This window comes from Kitasatospora terrestris (genome assembly GCF_039542905.1).
Classification (GTDB): domain Bacteria; phylum Actinomycetota; class Actinomycetes; order Streptomycetales; family Streptomycetaceae; genus Kitasatospora; species Kitasatospora terrestris.
This window is the reverse complement of the sequence record NZ_BAABIS010000001.1, coordinates 5,239,742-5,262,282: the sequence shown is the minus strand read 5'-3', so window position 1 is coordinate 5,262,282 and position 22,541 is coordinate 5,239,742. Positions and strand designations below refer to the sequence as shown.

Annotated in this window: 20 protein-coding genes; 7 read left to right on the top strand and 13 right to left on the bottom strand. The window is 73.7% G+C overall.

The genetic code is table 11. The annotated features are described in order from the left end of the window. The first annotated feature begins 97 nt into the window (after positions 1 to 97). Both ABEB06_RS24285 and ABEB06_RS24280 read left to right on the top strand, forming a co-directional pair. A complete protein-coding gene (locus ABEB06_RS24285) occupies positions 98 to 4,522 on the top strand; it encodes a hypothetical protein (RefSeq protein WP_345699007.1) in 4,425 nt (1,474 codons plus the stop codon). Between the two features lie 108 nt (positions 4,523 to 4,630). After that, positions 4,631 to 5,560, top strand: a complete 930-nt coding sequence (locus ABEB06_RS24280) for a coiled-coil domain-containing protein (protein WP_345699006.1) — start codon at positions 4,631 to 4,633, stop codon at positions 5,558 to 5,560. A 67-nt stretch (positions 5,561 to 5,627) separates the two neighbouring features. Here ABEB06_RS24280 and ABEB06_RS24275 read toward each other — a convergent pair whose 3' ends face one another. Beyond that, complete coding sequence (locus tag ABEB06_RS24275) at positions 5,628 to 6,425, bottom strand: alpha/beta fold hydrolase (RefSeq protein WP_345699005.1); 798 nt, start codon at positions 6,423 to 6,425, stop codon at positions 5,628 to 5,630. 88 nt (positions 6,426 to 6,513) lie between these two features. Between ABEB06_RS24275 and ABEB06_RS24270 the strand changes: the two genes are divergently transcribed. Beyond that, positions 6,514 to 7,494, top strand: coding sequence for an ABC transporter ATP-binding protein (locus ABEB06_RS24270; protein WP_345699004.1), 981 nt, complete (start codon positions 6,514 to 6,516; stop codon positions 7,492 to 7,494). Position 7,495: 1 nt separating this feature from the next. Then, entirely contained in the window at positions 7,496 to 8,263 is a 768-nt protein-coding gene (locus ABEB06_RS24265) for an ABC transporter permease (protein ID WP_345699003.1), read from the top strand. Between the two features lie 16 nt (positions 8,264 to 8,279). Here ABEB06_RS24265 and ABEB06_RS24260 read toward each other — a convergent pair whose 3' ends face one another. Continuing rightward, entirely contained in the window at positions 8,280 to 8,600 is a 321-nt protein-coding gene (locus ABEB06_RS24260) for an ATP/GTP-binding protein (protein ID WP_345699002.1), read from the bottom strand. A 364-nt stretch (positions 8,601 to 8,964) separates the two neighbouring features. Between ABEB06_RS24260 and ABEB06_RS24255 the strand changes: the two genes are divergently transcribed. Next, entirely contained in the window at positions 8,965 to 10,083 is a 1,119-nt protein-coding gene (locus ABEB06_RS24255) for an LLM class flavin-dependent oxidoreductase (RefSeq protein ID WP_345701966.1), read from the top strand. A gap of 187 nt (positions 10,084 to 10,270) precedes the next feature. On the opposite strand, the gene ABEB06_RS24250 is transcribed toward ABEB06_RS24255, so the two are convergent. Then, the gene (locus tag ABEB06_RS24250) at positions 10,271 to 10,663 is read right to left on the bottom strand and encodes an SCO5389 family protein (protein ID WP_345699001.1); all 393 of its coding nucleotides are present in this window, start codon (positions 10,661 to 10,663) and stop codon (positions 10,271 to 10,273) included. Positions 10,664 to 11,049: 386 nt separating this feature from the next. Here ABEB06_RS24250 and nucS point away from each other — a divergent pair, with 386 nt between their 5' ends. Beyond that, positions 11,050 to 11,709 carry an endonuclease NucS gene (nucS, locus tag ABEB06_RS24245; RefSeq protein WP_345699000.1) on the top strand — a complete coding sequence of 220 codons (660 nt, stop codon included), beginning with the start codon at positions 11,050 to 11,052 and terminating at the stop codon, positions 11,707 to 11,709. Positions 11,710 to 11,725: 16 nt separating this feature from the next. Here the strand turns inward: nucS and ABEB06_RS24240 are convergent, their stop codons facing one another. The 5 genes from ABEB06_RS24240 to ABEB06_RS24220 form a co-directional block, all read right to left on the bottom strand. Then, positions 11,726 to 13,930: an ATP-binding protein gene (locus tag ABEB06_RS24240; RefSeq protein ID WP_345698999.1), complete on the bottom strand. Its 2,205-nt coding sequence runs from the start codon at positions 13,928 to 13,930 to the stop codon at positions 11,726 to 11,728. A 158-nt stretch (positions 13,931 to 14,088) separates the two neighbouring features. Then, complete coding sequence (locus ABEB06_RS24235) at positions 14,089 to 14,424, bottom strand: STAS domain-containing protein (protein ID WP_345698998.1); 336 nt, start codon at positions 14,422 to 14,424, stop codon at positions 14,089 to 14,091. A gap of 288 nt (positions 14,425 to 14,712) precedes the next feature. Further along, positions 14,713 to 15,579 (bottom strand): 3-hydroxyacyl-CoA dehydrogenase family protein, encoded by an 867-nt coding sequence (locus ABEB06_RS24230; RefSeq protein ID WP_345698997.1) that lies wholly within the window; start codon positions 15,577 to 15,579, stop codon positions 14,713 to 14,715. 214 nt (positions 15,580 to 15,793) lie between these two features. Further along, the gene (locus ABEB06_RS24225) at positions 15,794 to 16,450 is read right to left on the bottom strand and encodes a response regulator (RefSeq protein WP_345698996.1); all 657 of its coding nucleotides are present in this window, start codon (positions 16,448 to 16,450) and stop codon (positions 15,794 to 15,796) included. After that, positions 16,447 to 17,628, bottom strand: coding sequence for a sensor histidine kinase (locus ABEB06_RS24220; protein ID WP_345698995.1), 1,182 nt, complete (start codon positions 17,626 to 17,628; stop codon positions 16,447 to 16,449). The genes ABEB06_RS24225 and ABEB06_RS24220 overlap by 4 nt, the downstream gene beginning before the upstream one ends. Before the next feature lie 134 nt (positions 17,629 to 17,762). On the opposite strand from ABEB06_RS24220, the gene ABEB06_RS24215 reads away from it, so the two are divergent. Next, the gene (locus ABEB06_RS24215) at positions 17,763 to 18,287 is read left to right on the top strand and encodes a hypothetical protein (protein WP_345698994.1); all 525 of its coding nucleotides are present in this window, start codon (positions 17,763 to 17,765) and stop codon (positions 18,285 to 18,287) included. On the opposite strand, the gene ABEB06_RS24210 is transcribed toward ABEB06_RS24215, so the two are convergent. From ABEB06_RS24210 to ABEB06_RS24190, 5 genes are all read right to left on the bottom strand, one after another. Continuing rightward, positions 18,284 to 18,856 carry a cob(I)yrinic acid a,c-diamide adenosyltransferase gene (locus ABEB06_RS24210; protein WP_345698993.1) on the bottom strand — a complete coding sequence of 191 codons (573 nt, stop codon included), beginning with the start codon at positions 18,854 to 18,856 and terminating at the stop codon, positions 18,284 to 18,286. The two genes, ABEB06_RS24215 and ABEB06_RS24210, sit on opposite strands and share 4 nt — an antisense overlap. Before the next feature lie 74 nt (positions 18,857 to 18,930). Next, a complete protein-coding gene (locus tag ABEB06_RS24205) occupies positions 18,931 to 19,431 on the bottom strand; it encodes a DUF2550 domain-containing protein (protein ID WP_345698992.1) in 501 nt (166 codons plus the stop codon). Positions 19,432 to 19,567: 136 nt separating this feature from the next. Then, complete coding sequence (locus tag ABEB06_RS24200; RefSeq protein ID WP_345698991.1) at positions 19,568 to 19,951, bottom strand: F0F1 ATP synthase subunit epsilon; 384 nt, start codon at positions 19,949 to 19,951, stop codon at positions 19,568 to 19,570. A 207-nt stretch (positions 19,952 to 20,158) separates the two neighbouring features. Continuing rightward, on the bottom strand, positions 20,159 to 21,604 hold the full coding sequence (gene atpD / locus ABEB06_RS24195; protein WP_345698990.1) for a F0F1 ATP synthase subunit beta: 1,446 nt from the start codon (positions 21,602 to 21,604) through the stop codon (positions 20,159 to 20,161). Positions 21,605 to 21,606: 2 nt separating this feature from the next. Beyond that, positions 21,607 to 22,521: a F0F1 ATP synthase subunit gamma gene (locus ABEB06_RS24190; RefSeq protein ID WP_345698989.1), complete on the bottom strand. Its 915-nt coding sequence runs from the start codon at positions 22,519 to 22,521 to the stop codon at positions 21,607 to 21,609. Positions 22,522 to 22,541: the final 20 nt, after the last annotated feature.

The window sequence follows — 22,541 nt, the reverse complement described above, 5'->3', positions numbered from 1 at the left end:
CGGAGCGATGCAAGGACCGAGCCGGTCCGGTCCCGGAGCGTCGGGGCGGGAGCGGCTCCGGTCGAAGACGCGACCAGGAGATGGATGGGACCGCGGAGTGCGGGGCTACGACCGCTACGAGGTTGAGGATCACCTCTCCAAGTTCGAAGCCGAGCTCGAGAAGGCCCGCAAGGACCGGGACAAGACTCTCGAGCACGCCGACGACCTCGCCTACCAGGTGGAGGTGCTCCGGGCCAAGCTCCACGAGGCCCGGCGGCAGCTCGCCCAGCCGCGCGCCTTCGACTCCGTCTCCGGTCAGGCCGAGCAGGTCCTGCGCAACGCCGAGATGCAGGCCGAGGCGATGCGCCAGGACGCCGAGCGCCAGCTGCGCGAGTCCCAGGCGGCCACCCAGCGGCTGCTGGCCGAGGCCGCCGAGCGGACCGCCCAGCTGGAGTCGGAGTTCAACGCCCGCCGCCGGCAGCTCGAGGAGGAGCTCGCGGAGTTCCGCCGGGCCGCCGAGCGGCACGTCAACGAGAACGTCTCCTGGGCCGAGCAGACCCGCGCCGGGACCGAGCAGGAGGCCCAGCGCCTGCTCCAGGAGGCCCGGGTCGAGGCCGAGCGGATGATGGCCGCCGTCCGGGCCGAGGCCGAGGCGCTCGCCGACCAGGCCCGCGCCCAGACCGCCGCCGACGTGGACGCCGCCCGCGGCGAGGCCCGGGCCGCCGCCGAGGCCGCCCTGCAGCGCGCCCAGAGCGACGCCGAACGGCTGCTGCGGGCCGCCTCCGAGCAGGCCCAGCAGACCGTCGGCCAGGCCGAGGAGCTGCGCGGCACCGCCGCCAACGAGGCCCAGGCCCAGCTCGCCGGGGCGCACGCCGCCGCCGAGCAGCAGCTGACCGCGGCCCGGGCCGAGATCAGCGCCCTCAAGCAGCAGGCCCTCGCCGACCAGGAGCGCGCCGAGGCCGCCCTGGCCGGCGCCCAGGCGGAGATAGAGCGGCTGCGCGCCGAGGCGCTGGCCGAGGCCGAGCGGGCCCGGGCCGAGGCCGCCCGGATGCGCGAGGAGGCGGAGGCCGCCGCCGTCCGTCTGCAGCACGAGGCCACCGAGGCCGCCGAGCGGACCGTCGCCGACGGCGCCGCCTCCGCCGAGCAGCGGGCCCTCACCGCCAAGGCCGAGATCGCCAAGATGGTGGCCGCCGCGACCCGCGAGGCCGACCTGATCAAGGCCGCCGCGTCGACCGCGCAGGCCGAGGCGGAGGCTGCCAGGGCCGCCGCCGCCGAGGAGAGCGAGCGACTCCGGCTGACCGCCGAGACGGTCGCCGTGCAGCTGCGCGAGGAGGCCGAGGCGGCCATCGCCGAGCAGCGCGCCGAGGCCGAGCGGGAGATCGCGGAGCTGCGCGAGCAGGCGCTGGCCGAGGCCGGGCACATCCGCGCCGAGGCCGAGGAGTCCGGCCGCGCCGAGGGCGCCAAGGACGCCGCCGTCCACCTCGCCAAGGCCGCCAAGCAGGCCGAGGAGGTGCTCGCGCGGGCCGGCCGGGACGCCGAGGCCACCCGCGGCGAGGCCGCCGCCGAGGCCGAGCGGATCCGCACCGAGGCGGCCGCCGAGGCCGAGCGGCTGCGCGAGCAGGCCCAGGCCGCCGTCGAGGAGGCGCAGAACGCCGCGCTGGACGACGCCGCCTCCATCCGCGAGCAGATGGAGCGGATGCACGACGAGGCCGCCGCGCTGCGCGCCGAGGCCGAGGAGATCCGTTCCGCCACCGAGGCGGAGGCCGAGCGGGTCCGCACCGAGGCCCGCCGACAGGCCGCGGTGCAGATCGAGGAGTCCGCGAAGAGCGCCGAGGACCTGCTGACCGCCGCCAAGGCCGACGCCGACGCGCTGCGCGCCGGTGCGGCCGGCGAGGTCGAGCGGATCCGCGCCGAGGCCGCCGAGCAGGCCGCCGAGCAGCAGGGCCGGGCCGAGCAGACCCTGGCCCGGGCCCGCACCGAGGCCGAGAAGCTGACCGTCGCCGCCGAGCGGCAGGGCCAGGAGGCGCTCGCCGCCGCCAAGGCCGCCGCCGCGGAGAACCGCGCGGCCGCCGAACGGGAGACCGCCGAGCTGCGCCGCGAGGCGCAGGCGGCCGCGCAGGCCGTCGAGGACGGGGCGCGGGCCGCCGCGCAGGCCGTCGAGGACGAGGCCCGGGCCGCCGCCGAGGAGCTGCGCGCCGAGACCGAGGCGTGGGTCCGGCAGACCCGCGGCGAGGCCGAGGCGGAGGCCGCCGCGCTCCGCGAGGAGAGCCGCCGCGAGCGCGAGGACGCCTCCGCCGGGCTCCTGCGCGAGCAGCAGGAGACCACCGAGCTGCTGGCCGCCGCCAAGGCCGACCGGGAGGCCGCCGAGACCGACGCGGCCGAGGTCCGGGAGTCCGCCCGCGCCGAGGCGGAGCGGCTGCGCACCGAGGCCGAGCAGACCCTGGGCGCCGCCCGGGACACCGCCGCCGAGCAGCTGGCCGAGGCCGAGCGGGCCGCCGCCGCGCTGCGCACCGAGGCCGAGCGGGCCGCCGCCGCGCTGCGCACCGAGGCCGCCGAGGCCGCCGAGGCACTGCGTGCCGAGGCCGCCGCCGAGCTGGCCGCCGCCGGCGAGGAGGCGGCCGGCGCCCGCCGGGACGCCGAGGAGCTGACCGCGCGGACCGCCGCCGAGACCGCCGAGCAGCTGGCCGCCGCCGAGCGCCGGGCCGCCGAGCTGGTCTCCGCCGCCGAGGACGAGGCCTCCGAGGTCCGCCAGTCGGTGGCCGGGCTGCACGAGGCCGCCTCCCAGCAGATCGCCGAGCGGCAGGAGACGGCCGAGCGGGAGGCCGCCGAGCTGCGCGCCGCCGCCGAGACCTTCGACCGGGAGACCCGCGAGGCCGCCGAGGCGTACGACACCGAGCTGCGCACCGGCGCGGACGGCTACGCCGCCGAGGTCCGGGCCGCCGCCGACGCCGAGACCGCCGAGCTGCGGGCGGCCGCGGAGCGGGAGAGCGCCGAGGTCCGCGAGCTGGCCCGGACGTACGACGCCGAGCTGCGCGCCGCCGTCGAGGCGGAGGTCGCCGGGCTGCGGGCCACCGCCGAGCGGGAGGCCGCCGAGCTGCGCGCCGCCGTCGAGGCGGAGCTGGCCGGGCAGCGCGAGCGGGTGGCCGCGGAGCTGGCCGCCGAGCAGGAGGCCGCCGCGGCCGCGATCGCCGAGCAGCGCGCCGAGGCGGAGGCGTACGACGCCGAGCTGCGGGCCGCCGCCGACGCGGAGCGGCTGGCCGCGACCGGGTTCGCCGAGCAGCACCGCGCGGAGGCCGAGGCGCAGGCCCGGCAGCTGGTCGCCGAGGCCGAGCAGGCCGGTGCCCGGGCGATCGCCGAGGCGGAGGAGTTCGCCGCCGCGCTGCGCTCGGAGGCCGAGGAGTACGCACTGGCCACCCGCACCCTGGCGGAGGACTTCGACGCGGACCTGCGGGCCCGCGCCAGGGCCTTCGACACCGAGACCCGGGAGGCGGCGGAGAGTTACGACAAGGCCACCCGCGAGCAGGCGAAGTCGGTGCTGGAGAAGGCGTTCGCCGACGCCGAGCAGCTCGGCGAGGACGCCCAGACCAGCGCGCTGGAGGTCACCGCCGCGGCCGAGGAGCAGGCCGACGCGATGGTCGCCGCCGCCCGCAAGGAGGCCGAGCGGCTGGTCGCGGCCGGCGAGGCGGCCGGCAAGGCGGAGGTGGAGAAGGCGCGCAGCGACGCGGACGCCCTGCTCGCCGAGGCCCGCCGGGACTCCACCGCGATCCGCGAGCGCGCCGAGGAGCTGCGCGAGCGCACCGACGCCGAGATCGAGGCGCTGCACGAGCGGGCCCGCAAGGAGAACGCGCAGGCCATGAAGTCGGCCGGCGAGCGGGTCGACACGCTGGTGACCGCGGCGCAGGAGCAGCTGACCGAGGCCGAGGAGCAGGCGGCGAAGACCGTCGCCGAGGCCGAGGAGAACGCGGCGAAGCTGATCAAGGCGGCGGAGGAGCGGGCGTCCGAGCTCACCTCGGACGCCTCGACGGAGGCCTCCAAGGTCCGGATCGCCGCGGTGCGCAAGGCCGAGGCCCTGCTGAAGGAGGCGGAGACCAAGCTCCACGACTCCACCACCCGGGCCGAGGCGCTGATCGTCAAGGCCGAGGCGAAGCTGCAGTCCGCCGAGGACGAGGCCGAGCTGAAGCTGGAGGACGCCTCGGTCGAGGTCGAGAAGCGGCTGCGGCGGGCCGGCCGCGACGCCGAGGACCAGCTGCGGCTGGCCGAGGAGGAGGCCGAGCGGATCCTCGCCGAGGCGAAGGCCGAGGCGAAGCGCGTGACCGACGAGGGCCGGCTGGAGTTGGACGAGCTGGTCCGGCGGCGCAAGGACATCAACACCGAGATCTCTCGGGTCCAGGACGTGCTGTCGGCACTGGAGGCGTTCGAGGCACCGTCGCCGACCGCGCAGAGCAACGGGGGAAGCAAGAAGGACGGAGCGCCCAAGGCCGGTGCCGGGGTGGGCGCTCCCCGATCGGGTGGCAATCGCTCCGGGGGCGCGCCACCCGATTGAGCGGACATTGTCCGCGAAGCGACGGCGTTTCGCCGTTGACACTCCGGTACCGTGTCAGGATTCCCTCTAACCACTCAGCGGTTTGACGACAGGAAGCCCAGAAATCCCATGAGCGACAGTCACTCCCCGCACGGCTTCGACCTGGTACGCCGTGGGTACGAGCGCGCCCAGGTCGACGAGCGGATCGCCAAGCTGGTAGCCGACCGCGACTCCGCGCTCTCCAGGATCAGCGCGCTCGAGAAGCGCATCGAGGAACTCCACCTGGAGACCCAGACCGCGCAGGCCGCCGTCACCGAGCAGGAGCCGTCGTACGCCGGCCTCGGTGCCCGGGTGGAGAAGATCCTCCGTCTCGCCGAGGAGGAGGCCAACGAGCTCCGCCAGGAGGCGCACCACGCCGCCGAGCAGCACCGCGAGCTCGCCGAGGCCGCCGCGCAGCAGGTCCGCACCGAGGCCGAGAACTACGCCAAGGACCGCAAGGCCAAGGCCGAGGACGAGGGCCGCCGGATCGTCGACAAGGCGAACAGCGACTCCGCGCAGCTGCGGGCCGAGGCCAACAAGGACGCGCAGAACAAGCGCGAGGAGGCGGACGCCCTCTTCGAGGAGACCCGCACCAAGGCCGCGCAGGCCGCCCTGGAGTTCGAGACCAACCTGGCCAAGCGCCGCGAGCAGTCCGAGCGCGACCTGGCGGCCCGTCAGGCCAAGGCCGAGAAGCGCCTCGCCGAGATCGAGCACCGCGCCGAGCAGCTCCGCCTGGAGGCGGAGAAGCTGCGCACCGACGCCGAGCGCCGCGCCCGCCAGACGGTGGAGACCGCCCAGCGCCAGGCCGAGGACATCGTGGCCGACGCCAACGCCAAGGCCGACCGGATCCGCAGCGAATCCGAGCGCGAGCTGGCGGCGCTCACCAACCGCCGCGACTCGATCAACGCGCAGCTCACCAACGTGCGCGAGATGCTCGCCACCCTCACCGGTGCCGCGGTCGCCGCGGCCTCCCTGCCGACCGACGACGCCCTGGGCGTCCCGGCCCAGCAGTCCCGCTAAGGGTTTCCCCGAGAGGGGCGCGCGGCTCACGCCGCGCGCCCCTCTCGTGCTTCTACGCTTCGCGCATTTACGCCCTGACCCGCTTCAGCAGTGCCCGCACCGCCGCGTTGAAGGTCTCCGGCGCCTCCAGCGAGGAGAGGTGCCCGACCGACGGGATGACGGTCAGTTCGGCGTCGGGCAGGGCGGCGGCCATCATCCGGGCCTCGGCGAGCGGGGTGACGGCGTCCAGCTCGCCCACCACGACCGCGGCCGGCACGTCCAGGCCCGCCAGCACCTCCAGCGAGTCCTCCCGGGCGGCCATCGCACGCTGCGCCCAGGCGACCGCCCGCGGCGGCGCCTCGGCGATCATCGCGCGGACCTGCGCGACCAGCTCGGGGTCGGTGCCGGGGGCGAGCAGCCCGTCCTCGATCCGCTCCTCGGCGAGCAGCGCGACGCTGTCCCGGGCGAGCACGGCGGCGGCGATCCGCTCCCGGTTGGTGCGGGCGGCGTCGCCGTCGGCGGTGGCCTTGGTGTCGGCGAGCACCAGCCCGCAGATCCGCTCGGGGTGGCGGCGGGCGAAGGCCATCGCGACGTAGCCGCCCATCGAGAGCCCGCCGATCACGGCCCGGTCGACGTCCATCGCGTCCAGCAGGGCGGCGAGGTCGTCGGCCGCGGCGTCCAGCGAGGGTGCGGTGTCGTCGCCGAGCGGTGCGGAGCCGAAGCCGCGCTGGTCCGGGGTGATCACCCGGGCCAGGTCGCCGGCCGGGCCGGGCAGCCGCTCCAGCTGGGCGGCCCACATCCTTGCGGAGAGCGGGAAGGCGTGCAGCAGGACGAGCGGGGTGCCGGTGCCGTGCTCTGGGGCGGCCTGCGCGCGGGGAGAGGTCATGGTCCAACCGTATGGCCCCGACGCGCGCCGTCCCCACCCCCGTCAAATGTCCGTTTTGTCATACTCTGACGGGGAGTAAGGAGAGCTGATGATCGAACTGCACCAGCTGACGAAACGCTACGGCGAGAAGACCGCCGTCCAGGACCTCACCTTCCAGGTCCCCCAGGGCGTGGTCACCGGCTTCCTCGGCCCGAACGGCGCGGGCAAGTCCACCACGATGCGCATGATCCTCGACCTGGACCGGCCGAGCAGCGGCCGGGTCACCATCGACGGCAAGCGGTACGGGCAGCTGCAGGAGCCGCTGAAGTACATCGGCGCGCTGCTGGAGGCCAAGGCCGTCCACCCCGGCCGCACCGCCTACGACCACCTGCTGTGGCTGGCCCAGTCCAACCGGATCCCGAAGCAGCGGGTCGACCGGGTGCTGGAGCTGGTCGGCCTGGCCTCGGTGGCGAAGAAACGGGCGCGCGGCTTCTCGCTCGGCATGGGCCAGCGCCTGGGCATCGCCTCCGCGCTGCTCGGCGACCCGGAGATCCTGATGTTCGACGAGCCGGTGAACGGGCTCGACCCCGAGGGCATCCTGTGGATCCGCAACCTGATGAAGGGCCTGGCCGCCGAGGGGCGGACGGTCTTCGTCTCCTCCCACCTGATGAGCGAGATGGCCCTGACCGCCGACCACCTGGTGGTGATCGGCCGCGGCCGGCTGCTGGCCGACCTGTCGATGGCCGAGTTCATCAAGCAGAACTCCCGTTCCGCGGTGCGCATCCGCACCCCGCACGTCGAGCAGCTGCTGGACGCGCTGCGCGGCGCCGGCCTGCAGCCGCAGAGCGGCCCGGACGGCACCTGGGAGATCGAGGACGGCGACCCGGCCTTCCTCGGCGACCTGGCCGCCCGGCACGGCGTCACGCTGCACGAACTGAGCCCGCAGCAGGCCTCGCTGGAGGAGGCCTTCATGCAGATGACCGCCGACTCGGTCGAGTACCAGACCGGCGGAGGCGCCCCGCAGCCGCCCGGCACCGACATCGCCTGGGGCGAGGGCTGGCAGCACCGGCAGCAGCGGAGGGAGAACTGAGATGGCCGCCTTCCCGGCGATCCTGCAGTCCGAGTGGACCAAGATCCGCAGCGTCCGCTCGACCGTCTGGACCCTGGCGCTGACCTTCGTGGTCACGCTCGGCCTCGGCGCGCTGCTCTCCCTGCTGACCAACAACAACTTCGAGGAGTTCACCGGCAACGACCGGACGCCGTTCGACGCCACCGGCACCGCCTTCTCCGGGATCCTGCTCGGCGAGCTGGCGATCATCGTCTTCGGCGTGCTGGCGGTCGGCAACGAGTACTCGACCGGCATGATCCGGGTCTCGCTGGCGGCCGTCCCGCAGCGCGGCACCCTGCTGGCCGGGAAGGCCGTGGTGCTCGGCGCGCTCGCCCTGGCGGCGTCGCTGGTGACCGCGTTCGCCACCTTCTTCGTCGGCCAGGCGATGCTCGGCGACCACGCGACCACGATCGGCTCGCCGCACGTGCTGCGCGCGGTCTTCGGCGCGGCGCTCTACCTGACCATGCTCTGCCTCTTCGCGGCCGGGGTCACCGCGATGCTGCACAACCAGACCCTGGCGCTGGGCATCCTGGTGCCGTTCTTCTTCCTGCTCTCGCCGATCCTCTCGGCGGTGCCGAAGGTGAAGACCCTGGCGCACTGGTTCCCGGACTACGCGGGCTCCCGGATGCTGCTGGTGTACGAGCAGAGCGGGCAGCCGTACGGGCCGTGGGCCGGCTTCGCCGTCTGCCTGGCCTGGACGGCGGCGGCACTGCTCGGCGGCGCGCTGGTGCTGAAGAAGCGCGACGCCTGACCCGCCCGGACGGGCCTCAGTACCTGGGAGCGCCGCGGCCGCGCTGCACGTTGGCGCCGCGGCGCTCCCGCGCGTTCCAGCACGCCCGGTGCCAGTGCCGGCGGTCCTCCACCCCGGGGCCGTGGTCGGGCCACGCCACCACGTGGCCGGTGCCCGGCGGGATCTCCTGGTCGCACCCGGGGCAGCGGTAGAACCGCCCGGGCGTGCCCGCGACGGTCTGGACCACCCACTCCTCGCCGCGGTAGCTCTCCGTCCGGCGCAGGGAGCTTCCGAACGGCGCGGGCGGGTCCTCCGAGTGCGGCTCGGAGCCCTTGATCCGGTTGCGTCGGGGGGACACGTGACTACCTCTCGGCCGGGCGCGTTGTACTCCAAGGGTACGGGTCGTCAGTTGGCAGCCGGCTCCCCTATCACGGGACGCCGGGGAGGTCCCCCGTTTCCCCTGAGATCCACCCGATCTCTTGGGAAAATCGTGAATCCACGTGCCGTTGGCACATGACATGGGTTACTCACGAAGGGACAAGGCGGGGCCCGCAGACCCTGCGCGCACCCCAGGAGGCCCAGCGATGACCAAGACCACCCCCCGGCCCGGCTCCCGTTCCGGTCGGGTCGCCACCGCGACCGCCGCGCCGAGAGTCCCTCGGCAGGCCCCGCCGCTGCCCGCGGCGGCGCCGCTGCTGGGGCAGCCGACCGGCACCGACGGGATCCGGGTCGGCGCGTTCCTGCTGTCCGCGCAGTTCCCCGGCCAGACCCACGCCGAGGCGCTGGAGCGCACGGTGTCCGCGGCGACCGCCGCCGAGCGGTCCGGGCTGGACAGCGTCTGGCTCGCCGAGCACCACTTCGTCCCGTACGGCGTCTGCCCCAACGCCGCCACCCTGGCCGCGCTGCTGCTCGGCCGCACCCGGCGGATCGGCGTCGGCACCGCGGTCAGCGTGCTCTCCACCAGCCACCCGGTCGCGCTCGGCGAGCAGGCCGCGATGCTCCACCTGACCTCCGGCGGCCGGTTCACCCTGGGCGTCGGCCGCGGCGGCCCGTGGATCGACCTGGAGGTCTTCGGGACCGGCCTGGAGGCGTACGAGCAGGGCTTCCCGGAGCGGCTCGACCTGCTGCTGCGCTGGCTGCGCGGCACCCGGGTCGGCGCCAGCGGGCCGACCTTCGATTTCCCCGAGGTCCCGGTGGTGCCACGGGCCACCGAGCCGCCCCGGATGCCGGACCTCTCCGGCTGGCTCGGCCTCGACCAGGCACCGCTGCCGGTCTTCCCCCGGCAGCGCCAGGAGGCCCGCGGCGAGAGCGCCGGCGGCCCGCCGATGGTGGTCGCCTGCACCTCGCCGAACGGGGTGCGCACCGCCGCGGAGCGCGGCCTGCCGATGCTGCTCGGCATGCACTCCGGCGACGAGGACAAGCGCGACATGCTGGCCGCCTACCGGGACGCCTGGCGGGCCTGCGGGCGCGGCGAGGAACAGCTCGCCCGGGTCGAGCAGGAGCACGTCGCGGCCGGCGTCGCCCAGGTCGAGGACCGCGGCTCCACCGCCCGGGACAACCTGCTGCGCGCCATGCCGGACTTCTTCGCGCACGGCCTCGGCGCGCACCGCACCGTCGACGGCCGCACCCGCACCATGCGCGACCCGTACGCGTACACCGAGCTGCTCTGCGACCTGCACGCCGTCGGCACGCCGCGGCAGTGCGCGGACAAGCTGCTCGCCACCGCCGAGCGGACCGGCATCCGGCGCTTCGCCCTGCTCGCCGAGGGCTCCGGCGACACCGGGGCGACGCTGCACAACATCGACCGGCTCGGCACCGAGGTGCTGCCGCAGCTGGGCTGACCGGCGGTGCGCCGGGCCTGCGCACCGGTCGGTGCACAGGCCCGGCGCACAGGCCGGTGGAACCGCCGTGGGCCGCCTCCGGTGCGTACCGGGGACGGCCCACTCGGTGGCCCGTGCAGAGCCTGCGAGGGCAGAGGTCTACGAGCGCAGAGGTCTACGAGGGTCGGGGACAGCGGTCGGACCGCCGTCAGCAGTCGCGCAGCTCCGGCGACTGGTTGAGCAGCTGGGCCCGGACCGAGGTGAAACGCCGGTAGCGCTCGTCGTTGCGCTCCGACGGGGCGAACACCGCGACCCGGTGGCAGTTCTGGAACGCCAGCTGGACGCCGAAGTGCCGCGAGAGCGCCCCGCGGATCGCGTCACTGGCCATCGCGCGCAGCAGCTGGCCACGGGCCTGCTCGCTGGGCGGCGGGACATCGTTGTCGGCGAAATCGGTGCCGTCGACCTTCATCTGGGCGACCAGCGAGCTGATCATGTCCCAGGCGAAGGGGAGGGAGGTGCGGACGCAGTCGACGAACTCCGCCTCGTCGACCTCGCCTCGTTCGGCCTTCTCGAGCAGGGCCGGTGAGACGTCGAGCGACATGGGTTCTCCTCTCGCGGTCCGCCCGGACCCGGCAGGGCCCGAACGGTCGTGCGGTAGCTGCGAATTGCGAATGGTGCCGTGCCGTGCTCATACAGGGTGTGGCGGGATGTCACCCCAGGGTGACAGGCGGGTGTGAGCACTGCTGGCGAATCCGTCGATTTCCGCTGGAAACGCCACTCGGACGTCCAGATTGGCCGGATACCGTCGGACCGTTCATCCCATGTCTCCATCCCCGTTGGCGCAACCGCACCGCGCCGCCACGACCGGACGACGGTCGAACACGACGCGTGAGGTTACGGTCACCATGTTTCGCCGCCTCCGCCGTTTCTTCACCCGGCTGTCGCGGAATCGCATCAACTGGCCCCGGTGGGCTAGCGTGGTCGACCGTGCGTCTCGTAATTGCCCGCTGCTCCGTCGACTATGCCGGTCGGCTGTCCGCCCATCTCCCGTCCGCCACCCGGCTCATCCTGGTGAAGGCCGACGGGTCGGTGAGCATCCATGCCGACGACCGTGCCTACAAGCCGCTCAACTGGATGTCGCCGCCGTGCGCGCTCAAGGAGGCCGACTCCACCTGGACGGTCACCAACAAAGCCGGTGAGAAGCTCATCATCACCCTGGAGGAGGTGCTGCACGACTCCTCGCACGAACTCGGCGTGGACCCCGGCCTGGTGAAGGACGGCGTCGAAGCCCACCTCCAGGAGCTCCTCGCCGACCGGATGGAGGTGCTCGGGAGCGGCTGGCAGCTGATCCGCCGTGAGTACCCGACCGCGATCGGGCCGGTGGACATCCTGTGCCGCGACTCCGACGGCGCGACCGTCGCCGTGGAGATCAAGCGCCGCGGCGAGATCGACGGCGTCGAGCAGCTCACCCGGTACCTGGAGCTGCTCAACCGCGACCCGCTGCTCGCACCCGTGAAGGGCGTCTTCGCCGCGCAGGAGATCAAGCCGCAGGCGCGGGTGCTGGCCACCGACCGCGGCATCGGCTGCGTGGTCCTGGACTACGACGAGCTGCGCGGCATCGACGACGACAAGCTGAAGCTGTTCTAGCCCTGCGGCCGGCCCCTCACGTGGTGGGGGTCTCGGTCGGCGTGGTGGGGGTCTCGGTCGGCGTCGTCGGGGTCACCGTCGGCGTCGTGGTCGCTGTGGCCGTCGGGGTCGTGGTCGGCGGCTTCGTGGTCGGCTGGGTGCCACCGCCGCCCGTGCCGCCGCCGGGGGGCGTCGTGGTCTTCGTGGGCGTCGGGGACTTGCTCGGGGTCGGCTTGCGGGTGGTCGAGGAGCTCGCGGACGGGGACGCCGAGGCGCTCGGGTCGGCCGGGGCGGTGCTGCTCGCCGGGTCGTCCGGACTCGGGGTCGCGCTGCTCGGGAAGACCACCTCGCCGGTCCCGGCGCCGTCCTCCACGGAGTTGCCGGACCGGCCGCCGCCGCCCGCCGCGCCGCCGGTCCCGGTGACGCTCAGTCCGATCGCGGTGCCGAGCACACCGACCGCCATCACCGCCGCCGTCGCGGCCAGGACGGTCCGCCGCCGGTCGCCCGCCCGCCCGTAGGCGGAGCGGAACCGGTACGGCACCTGCGCGGCGATCGCCCGGATCACCGGCCGCCGCCCGCCGGAACCGGTCGGCGCGCCGACCGGACGCGCGGCGTCCTCGCGCAGCAGGTCGAGCATCCGCCGGGCGCCGGCCGCGCCGCGCGGCTCGCCGAGCGCGGCGCGCAGGGCGACCGCCGCCTCCAGCTCCGCGGCGGACCGCTGCGAGGCGCCGGTGCACAGCGCGTACACGCCCAACTCGTGGTGGAACCAGGCCTCGTCGAGGGTGGCGCCGAGTGTGCGGGCGGCCTCCAGGCCGAGCTGCAGGACCCGCTCCCACGCCCCCCAGCGCAGCGACAGCGCCAGCGCGGGGGCGGCGGCCCGGGCCAGCCGGAGCACCGCCTGCGGGCGCTCCGCGTCCCGGTCGGCGTGCAGGGCCGCGACCAGCACCTCCGCCTCGGCGGCGATCTGCCGGGTGGAGACCGAGCTGTGCCCGACCCACCAGGAGAAGTGCTCGGCGGCGCCGTACGCGATGTCGCCCGGCTCCCAGCGGGTGCTGAGCACCTCGGCGACGCCCTCGGTCAGCCGGTGGTGGCCGCCGACCGAGACGGCGAGGCCGCACTCGACGAGTTCCTGCAGGGCGCTCTCGCCGAAGCCGACGTCGATCAGCGCGGGCAGGTGCGAGGCGGTGGGCAGTTCGCCGTCCAGGGCGAGGGCCAGCAGCAGGACGCTGCGCGCCTCCTCGCTGAGCCCGTCGGCGAGGCGGGCGGCGGGCGCCGCGCTCTCCGCCACCGAGGCGAGCGGGACGGTGCGGCGCAGCTCCGCCTCCAGTTCGGCGGGGTCGGCCGGTTCGGCGACCTCCTTCACCGAGCCGAAGACGCCGACGCGGTCCTCGCGCGCGGCGACCAGGGCGTCCACGGCGACGTCCCGCTGGCGCAGCAGGGCGGCGGCGCGGACGAAGCGCAGCGGCAGGCCCTCGGACTCGAACCAGAGGTCGACCGCCCACGCCCGCTCGATCTCGTCCAGCGGCCGGCCGGCCAGGCGCGCGGCCAGGGTGAGGCTGGCGGAGCGGGACAGTCCGGCCACCAGATGGTCCTGCAGCCGGGAGTCGAGGGGCAGTTGGGGGCTGCCCGGCGGGACGGAGATCAGGAAGGCGCACTCGGGCGCGAGGGCGAGCATCGCCTCCAGTTCGGCGCCGGCCGGTTCGACGTCGTCGATGACGACCACCGCGCCGACCCGGGCGAGCAGTTCGGCGAGCTGCTCCGGGTCCGGCCGGAAGTCGGGGGCGTGGTGGGTGGCGGCGAACAGGTCCTGCAACAGGTCGGCGGCGCTGCGGCGGTGGCCGCTGAGCCGGACCACGCCGTCCGGGGCGAGCTCGCCCGCGGCCTCGGCGACGGCCGCCAGCAGGGCGCTGCGGCCGGAGCCCGCCTGGCCGACCAGGCGTATGGAGCGGCCTTCGGCGAGCCGGCCGAGCAGCTGCGCGATGTCCGATTCGCGGTCGAGCAGCGGGAGGTCGCCGTGGCCGGCGCCCATCGCGAGCGGGCCGACCGCAGAGGCCGGGCCGAGGTCGGGGCGGGCCTGGACCAGGCTCCGGACGCGGCGCGGCTGCGGCATCCACTCCTCGGGGCAGCGCCGCGCCTCGGACCCGTCCGGGCCGCCGACGGTCAGCAGCCGTTCGCCGCTGACCACCTCACCGGTACGCGGGCGCGCGCCGTCCTGCCGGAAGTCGCCGTCTGGCTGTTCCACGTCGCTGCTCCCCGCAATCGGTCACGGATACCTGAGCGCAGACTTTCCCACACCCCCGGCCCCCACCGACACCGGGGTGCCCGGGAAACCCGCACGGCCCCGGTGCGGGGCGGCAGCGGGGCGGCGGGAGGCGGGGCGCGGGTCGGGCGCGGCGGGGCTCAGCCCAGGGCGGGGAGGGTGCTTCCGTAGGGGTCGGCGACGGCGCCCTCGACGGCCAGGATGCGGTGCAGGCGGGTGGCGACCAGGAGGCGCTGGAGCTGGACCGGGACGGCGCGCAGGACCAGCCGCCGTCCGAGCCGCCCGGCCCGCCGGTGGGTGCCCATGATCACGCCGAGTCCGGTCGCGTCCCAGAACTCCAGCCGGCCGAGGTCCAGGACGAGGTCGCCCTGGCCGCCGTCGACGGCGGCGTGCAGACGGGCGCGGGCGTCGGCGGCGCTGCGGACGTCCAGGCGGCCCTCGATGGCCAGGCCGGTGTGGTCGCCGGTGATTCGCACGCTGTCCTCCTCCTCGCCCGTCTGCCGGGTCTGCCGCGGCTCCGTCCCGGGGGTTCCCGCTCGGGCTCCTGCTCGGGCGGGCGTTCGTCGCCTCGGCCCGGGGCCCCGCAGGCGGGTCTCCCCCTCATCTGACGGTGAACCAACTCCGCAGGTTGCTGCCCCCCGGTGGAGTGGCCCTCAACTTCACCCGTCCGAGGGAATATACGCAGGAACTTCCCATACCCACGCTCGATTACCGCCCAAATCACCCGTCTGCGGGGTGACCGTGAGCAAACTCACCCGGGCGGATCAGCCCTGGTAGCCGTAGAAGCCGCGACCGCTCTTGCGGCCGAGGTCGCCCGCGGTGACCATGCGCGCCATGATCTCCGGCGCGGCGAACTTCTCGTCCTGGGTCTCGGCGTAGATGTTGCGGGCGGCGTGCAGCAGGATGTCCACGCCGGTCAGGTCGGCGGTCTGCAGGGGTCCCATCGGGTGGCCGAAGCCGAGGCGGCAGGCGGTGTCGATGTCCTCGGCGGTGGCGACGCCCGACTCGTACAGCTTGGCGGCCTCGACGACCAGGGCGGTGATCAGGCGGGTGGTGACGAAGCCGGCGACGTCGCGGTTGACCACCACGACCTCCTTGCCGACACCCTCGGCGTAGGCGCGGGCGCGGGCCAGCGTCTCGTCGCTCGTCTTGTAGCCGCGGACCAGCTCGACCAGCTTCATCAGCGGCACCGGCGAGAAGAAGTGCACGCCGACCACGGCCTCCGGCCGCTCGGTGACGGCGGCGATCCGGGTGATCGGGATGGCGGAGGTGTTGGAGCCGAGCACCGCGCCGTCCTTGGCGAGCTTGTCGAGCTCGCGGAAGACGCCCTCCTTGACCTCCAGCTTCTCGAACACCGCCTCGATCACGATGTCGGCCTCGGAGATCCCGCCGAGGTCGGTGGTGGTGGTGATCCGGCCGAGCGCCGCGGTCGCCTCCTCGGCGGTCATCCGGCCCTTGGCGACGAACTTCTCGTAGGAGGCCTCGATGCCGTCCAGGCCGCGCCGCAGGGCGGCGTCGGTGACGTCGCGCAGCACCACGGGGTGCCCGGCCTGGGCCGAGACCTGCGCGATGCCGGCGCCCATCAGGCCGGCGCCGATCACGGCGATCTGCTGGGTCGAAGCGTTGCTCATGGCGTGGGTCTCCCGAGGGCCGTCCGAAGTCCGCGGCCCCGGGCAGGGGTCTCCCCCCGTGAGCCGCGCCGCTCGTGGACCGGACTTTAGTGCCCGAAGGACCGTTGTGGTGCCATTCAGGGGTGTGATCTGCGTCGTCACCTGACGAGCCGTCGGATCACGTGAGCGCGGTCACTCCCGCGGCCGCCGACGGCCCTCCCGCGCCCGCCGGCGGTCACTCCCCCGGGTGTCCGGGCACCTCGACGCCGAACTCCTTGGCGAGGATCGCCGCCTGCACCCGGCTGCGCAGCTCCAGCTTGGCGAGGATCCGGCTGACGTGGGTCTTGGTGGTGGCCTCGGCCATCTCCAGCCGGGCGGCGATCTGGCCGTTGGACAGGCCCGCGCCGATGCAGCCCAGCACCTCCCGCTCGCGCGGGGTCAGCGCGGACAGGTCGGCGACCGGCGCCGCGTCCCCGCCGCGGGCGAAGGAGGCGATCAGCCGCCGGGTCACCGAGGGGGCCAGCATGCCGTCGCCGCGGGCGACCGTCCGGACCCCCTCGACCAGGGCGTCCGCCTCGACGGTCTTGAGCAGGAACCCGGCCGCGCCGGCCCGCAGCGCGCCCCACACGTACTCGTCCAGGTCGAAGGTGGTCAGCACCAGCACCTGCGCGCCCGTCCCGGCGACCACCCGGCGGGTCGCGGAGACGCCGTCCAGCCGCGGCATCTGAACGTCCATCAGCACCACGTCCGGGCGCAGCTCCTGGGCCAGCCGTACGGCCTCCTCGCCGTCCGCCGCCTGCCCCACCACCTCCAGGTCCTCCTCGGCCCGCAGGATCATCACCAGGGCCGCCCGCACGGCCGCCTGGTCCTCCGCCACCAGCACCCGGATCACGGCCGCCCCTCCTTCGTCTCGCGCGGCAGCACCGCGCACACCCGCCACACCCCGTCCGCCGGGCCCGCGGCGAACTCGCCGCCGAGCAGCTGGGCCCGCTCGGCCATCCCGACCAGCCCGGCGCCCGCGCCCTGCAGCGGGCGGCCCGCACCGGCCCGGTACGCGCTCTCCGCGGTGATCTCCACCCGCTCGGCGCGGTAGCCGAGCCGCACCCGCACCGTACCGGGCGCGGCGTGCTTCACGGCGTTGGTCAGCGACTCCTGGACGATCCGGTACGCCGCCAGCTCGACCGGGGCGGACAGCACGCCGCGCTCGCCCTCCTCCACCACCTCGAAGCCCAGCCCGGCCTCCCGCCCGGCCGCCCTCGCCTGCGCCACCACCACGTCCAGCGCGGCCAGCCGGGGCGCCGCGTACGCCTCGTCCGGCTCCTCCTCGCGCAGCAGGCCGATCATGCGGCGCATCTCGGCCAGGCCCAGCACGCTGTTCTCCCGGATCACCGCGAGCGCCTCCAGCACCGGGTCGTCCTCCGGCTGCTGCCGGCGGCGGGCCAGCGACTGCGCACCGGTCGCGTGGATCGCGATCGCCGACAGGTGGTTGGCGATCACGTCGTGCAGCTCCCGCGCCATCCGGGCGCGCTCGGCGACCACCGCGCCGCGCCGGTCCAGCTCGGCGAGCAGCGCGGTCTGCTCGGCCCGCAGGTGCTCCGTCTCGGCGCGGTCCCGGTGGCGGCGGACCAGGTCGGCCGTCCAGACCGGAGCGATGAAGATCAGACCGCAGAAGCCGGCCACCACCAGGGCGTTCGGCACGTCCGCGTAGAGCAGGGTCAGGCCGGACAGCACCACCGTGGTCGCGCCGCCGGTCAGGTGCAGGACCTTCGCCATCCGCGGCGGCCCGTACAGCACGCCCGCGTACAGCAGGTCGGTGAACATCACCACCATCGCCAGCACCGAGCCGTAGAACACCCCGACGCCGAACACCACGCCGCCGACGGAGACCGTCCAGATCGGGTGGGTGCGCCGCAGCAGCTCCAGCCCCGACATCAGGACCACCGGGACGAGCGCGGCCCACCACGGGACCAGCTCGTTGCGGTCGTACGCGCCGACGGCGGTGAGCAGCACGCCGGCGGCGAGACCGGCGGCCGCGATGGCGGAATCCTGCTGGCGGGGGCTGAACGTCACGCCACCCATCCCACCACCCGCCGCCCCGGTCCGGGACGGCCGACCGGAGGAGGCGGGGTACATCGAAGGTTGCAGGCCGCTGTCCGCTCACCCGACGACGACAACCCGGCCGTGCCCCGGCGAGGATCGAGGGCATGGTGTCCCTGATCGTGGCCGGCGAGATCGGCTTCTGGGTGGTCCTCGCACTCGCCCTGGTGGTCCGGTACGCGCTCGGTTGGCGCCGGGCCAGCACCGCGCTGCTCCTGCTGCTGCCGGTGGTCGACCTGGTGATCCTCGGCGCGACCGTCGCCGACCTGCGCGGCGGTGCCACCGCCGACTGGACGCACGGCCTGGCCGCCTCCTACGTCGGCTTCTCCGTCTCCTTCGGCCACCGCCTGGTCACCTGGGCCGACGGCCACGCCGCGCACCGCCTGGCCGGCGGCCCCGTGCCGCCGCGGCCGCCCCGGTACGGGCGCGAGCGCGCCGCGTACGAGTGGCGGACGTTCGGCCTGACGCTGCTCTCCTGCACCGTCACGGTCGCCCTGATCGCCGCCGTCCAGCTCCTCGCCGACGCCCCCGCCCTCGATTCCTGGTACCGGCGGATGGCCCTGGTCGCCGGGGTCAACCTGCTGATCGCCGCGAGCTACACCGTCTTCCCCAAGCGCCCGAAGGCCGGCTAGCGGTTCTCGCCCGGCACCCACAGGACGTCGCCGCGCTCCTTGTTGGCCGCCCGCGCCAGGATGAACAGCAGGTCCGACAGCCGGTTCAGGTACTTCGCGGTCAGCGGGTTGACGGTGTCCCCGTGCAGCTCGATCGCCGCCCAGGTGGCCCGCTCCGCGCGCCGCACCACCGTGCACGCCAGGTGCAGGTACGCCGCCCCCGCGGTGCCGCCGGGCAGGATGAAGCTGCGGAGCTTCTCCAGCGACTCCAGGTAGTGGTCGCAGTCCGTCTCCAGCCGGTCGATGTACGACTGCAGGACCCGCAGCGGCGGGTACTCGGGGTCCTCCACCACCGGCGTCGCCAGGTCCGCCCCGACGTCGAAGAGGTCGTTCTGGATCCGCGTCAGCACCACCGACACGTCCTCGGGCAGCGCCCCCGCCGCGATGGCCACCCCGATCGCCGCGTTCGCCTCGTTGGTGTCCGCGTAGGCCACCAGCCTCGGGTCCGTCTTGGTCGTCCGGCTCATGTCCCCGAGCGCCGTCGTCCCGTCGTCCCCGGTCCGCGTGTAGATCCGCGTCAGATTCACCATGCCCGCAGCGTACTAACGCCCCGGGGCGCCGAACCACGTGACGGCGGTCCCAGCCGCCCGCCCCGGGCGTCGTCCTAGGCGACGTTGACCCTCTGGCCGGGGGGTGCGGCTTCGAGCCAGGCGAGGAAGCCGGTGAGGGCGTCCTCGCTCATGGCGAGTTCGAGGGGGGCGCCGTTGTGGAGGCAGCGCAGGACGACGGAGCCGGAGAGCAGGGCGAGCTCCTCCTGGCCCTCGGGGTAGCGGCGGCCGAGCACCTCGATCTCGGTGCGCGGCAGCACCCGCTTGGGCCGCGGCGCGTAGGAGAAGACCCGGAACCACTCGATGGAGTCGCCGCTGTACCGGCCGATGCCAAAAACCCACCCCTTGCCGTCGGTCACCGGGACCGGGGCGGAGGTGGGCTGTCCGTGCTCGTCGAGGTCGGGCTGCGTGGACGCGTCGGCGGGCATTTTGAGGCGGTAGGAACAGTCGAACGTACCGCCCACCCGCTGGATGAGCCGGCGGCGTACCGCGAATCCGACCAGGCCGGCCACGCATACGGCGACGACCACCGCGCACAGCACAAGGGCGAGGACCATGCTCACCGACCTCCTCGCTACCTTCATCCCCGTGGCGGGCCGCCGGGACGAACCGGCGACCGCACTGTCCTACCAACTGATACGACAGTCCCGGGGTCACGCTCACGCGTCCCCGGGACCGTCGGTGGAGCTACGTTCAGACGTGCGCCTTCAGGCCGCGGGCGGCCACCAGACGCACCTCGGCGCGACGCTCGGCGTGCGCGTCGAGCTCGGACTTGGCGTTCTCCAGCGCGCGCTCGGCACGGGCGACGTCGATCTCGTCCGCCAGCTCGGCGATCTCGGCGAGGATCGAGAGCTTGTTCTCGGCGAAGGAGATGAAACCGCCGTGCACCGCCGCGACGACGGTGCCGCCGTCGGTGGTGCGGATGGTGACCGGACCGGTCTCCAGCACGCTCAGCACCGGGGTGTGGCCCGGCATGATGCCGGTGTCACCGGAGGCCGTGCGGGCGACAACGATGGTGGCCGCACCGGACCACACCTTGCGGTCGGCTGCGACCAGCTCGACGTGCAGCTCAGCCAACGTGGGCTCCTAGGCTCTTGCCGGTTTCTTCGACGCAGGGCGCCGGGTCGACCGACAGTTTCGGTAAGAATAACTGGCCCGTGCCCCCGGAATGAAACCAAGGGCGCGGAAATGACCGGGATCACAGCCCTTCCGAGCCATGAGGGGTGGTCCCCAAGAGACGGGGACCACCCCTCACGGTCGTTCAGCCGTCAGCCGGCCGGGTGATTACTTCTTGGCCAGCTCGGCGGCGTTGCGCTCGAGGTCCTCGATGCCACCGCACATGAAGAAGGCCTGCTCGGGAACGGCGTCGTACTTGCCGTCCGCGATCGCGTTGAACGCCTCGATGGTCTCCGACAGCGGAACGGTCGAGCCGTCGACGCCGGTGAACTGCTTCGCCACGTAGGTGTTCTGCGAGAGGAAGCGCTCGATGCGACGGGCGCGGTGCACCGTGATCTTGTCGTCCTCGGACAGCTCGTCGATGCCGAGGATCGCGATGATGTCCTGCAGGTCCTTGTACTTCTGCAGGATCCCCTTGACGCGGACGGCCGTGTCGTAGTGGTTCTGCGCGATGTACCGCGGGTCGAGGATGCGGGACGTGGAGTCCAGCGGGTCGACGGCCGGGTAGATGCCCTTCTCCGAGATCGGGCGCGACAGAACGGTGGTCGCGTCCAGGTGGGCGAAGGTGGTGGCCGGCGCCGGGTCGGTCAGGTCGTCCGCGGGGACGTAGATCGCCTGCATGGAGGTGATCGAGTGACCGCGGGTCGAGGTGATGCGCTCCTGGAGGAGGCCCATCTCGTCGGCCAGGTTCGGCTGGTAACCCACCGCGGAGGGCATGCGGCCGAGCAGGGTCGACACCTCGGAACCGGCCTGGGTGAACCGGAAGATGTTGTCGATGAAGAGGAGCACGTCCTGCTGCTCCACGTCACGGAAGTACTCCGCCATGGTCAGCGCGGAGAGCGCGACGCGCAGACGGGTGCCCGGGGGCTCGTCCATCTGGCCGAAGACCAGCGCGGTCTTGTCCAGAACGCCGGAGTCCACCATCTCGTGGATGAGGTCGTTGCCCTCACGGGTGCGCTCGCCGACACCGGCGAACACCGACACACCACCGAAGTTCTCGGCGACGCGGTAGATCATCTCCTGGATCAGAACGGTCTTGCCGACACCGGCACCACCGAACAGACCGATCTTGCCACCCTGCACGTACGGGGTGAGGAGGTCGATGACCTTGATGCCGGTCTCGAACATCTCGGTCTTCGACTCGAGGTCCGCGAAGTTCGGCGCCTTGCGGTGGATCGGCCACTTGACCTCGACCTGGGCCTCGAACTCGGCCTTGTCGACGTTCAGCACCTCACCGAGGGCGTTGAACACCTTGCCCTTGGTGATCTGGCCGACCGGCACGGAGATGGCCGCACCGGTGTCGGAGACCTGGGCGCCACGGACCAGGCCGTCGGTCGGCTGCATCGAGATGCCGCGGACCAGGCCGTCGCCGAGGTGCTGGGCGACCTCGAGGGTCAGGGTCTTCCTGCCCGTGCCGTCGGGGTTGTCCACCTCGACGTGCAGGGCGTTGAACATGTCGGGAATCGCGTCGACGGGGAACTCCACGTCGACGACCGGGCCGATGACCCGCGCGACGCGGCCCGTCGCCGTGGTCGGCTCAACAGTGGTGGTCATACTCATTCGCTCCCGCGGCTAGCGTCGGCGAGGGCGTTGGCGCCGCCGACGATCTCGCTGATTTCCTGGGTGATCTCGGCCTGACGGGCCGAGTTGGCAAGCCGCGTGAGCGACTTGATGAGCTCGCCGGCGTTGTCCGTCGCGCTCTTCATCGCGCGGCGGCGGGCGGCGTGCTCGGAAGCGGCCGACTGCAGCAGCGCGTTGTAGATCCGGCTCTCGACGTACCGCGGCAGCAGCGCGTCCAGAACACCCTCCGCCGACGGCTCGAAGTCGTACAGCGGGAAGATCTGGTTCTTCGCCTTGCTGGCGTCGCTGAGCTCGACCTCGTCGAGCTTCAGCGGCAGCAGCCGGGCGTCCTGGGCGGTCTGCGTCAGCATCGACTCGAACTTGGTCGACACCAGGTGCAGCTCGTCCACACCGCCGGTCTCCGCGGTGAAGGCCTCGATCAGCTCGACCGCGACGGCCTTGGCGTCACCGTAGGTCGGCTTGTCGGAGAACCCCGTGTACGACCCCGCGACCTCAAGGTTGCGGAAGTTGTAGTACGAGACGCCCTTGCGGCCGACGATGTAGGTCACCACGTCCTTGCCCTCGGCGCGAAGCTTCGCGCTGAGCGCGACCGCCTGCTTGATGGCGTTGGTCGAGTAGCCGCCGGCCAGGCCTCGGTCCGCCGTGATCAGCAGGACGGCGGCCTTGGTGGCCTGCGGGTTCTCGGTGGTGAGCGGGTGCTTGGCGTTGGACCGGGTGGCCACCGCCGTCACCGCCCGGGTGAGCTCATCGGCGTACGGAGTGGAGGCGGCCACCGCGCGCTGCGCCTTGACGATGCGCGACGCGGAGATCATCTCCATCGCCTTGGTGATCTTCTTCGTCGCGGTGACAGAGCGGATCCGGCGCTTGTAGACCCGAAGCTGTGCTCCCATGGGTCGTTACGTCCTTTCCC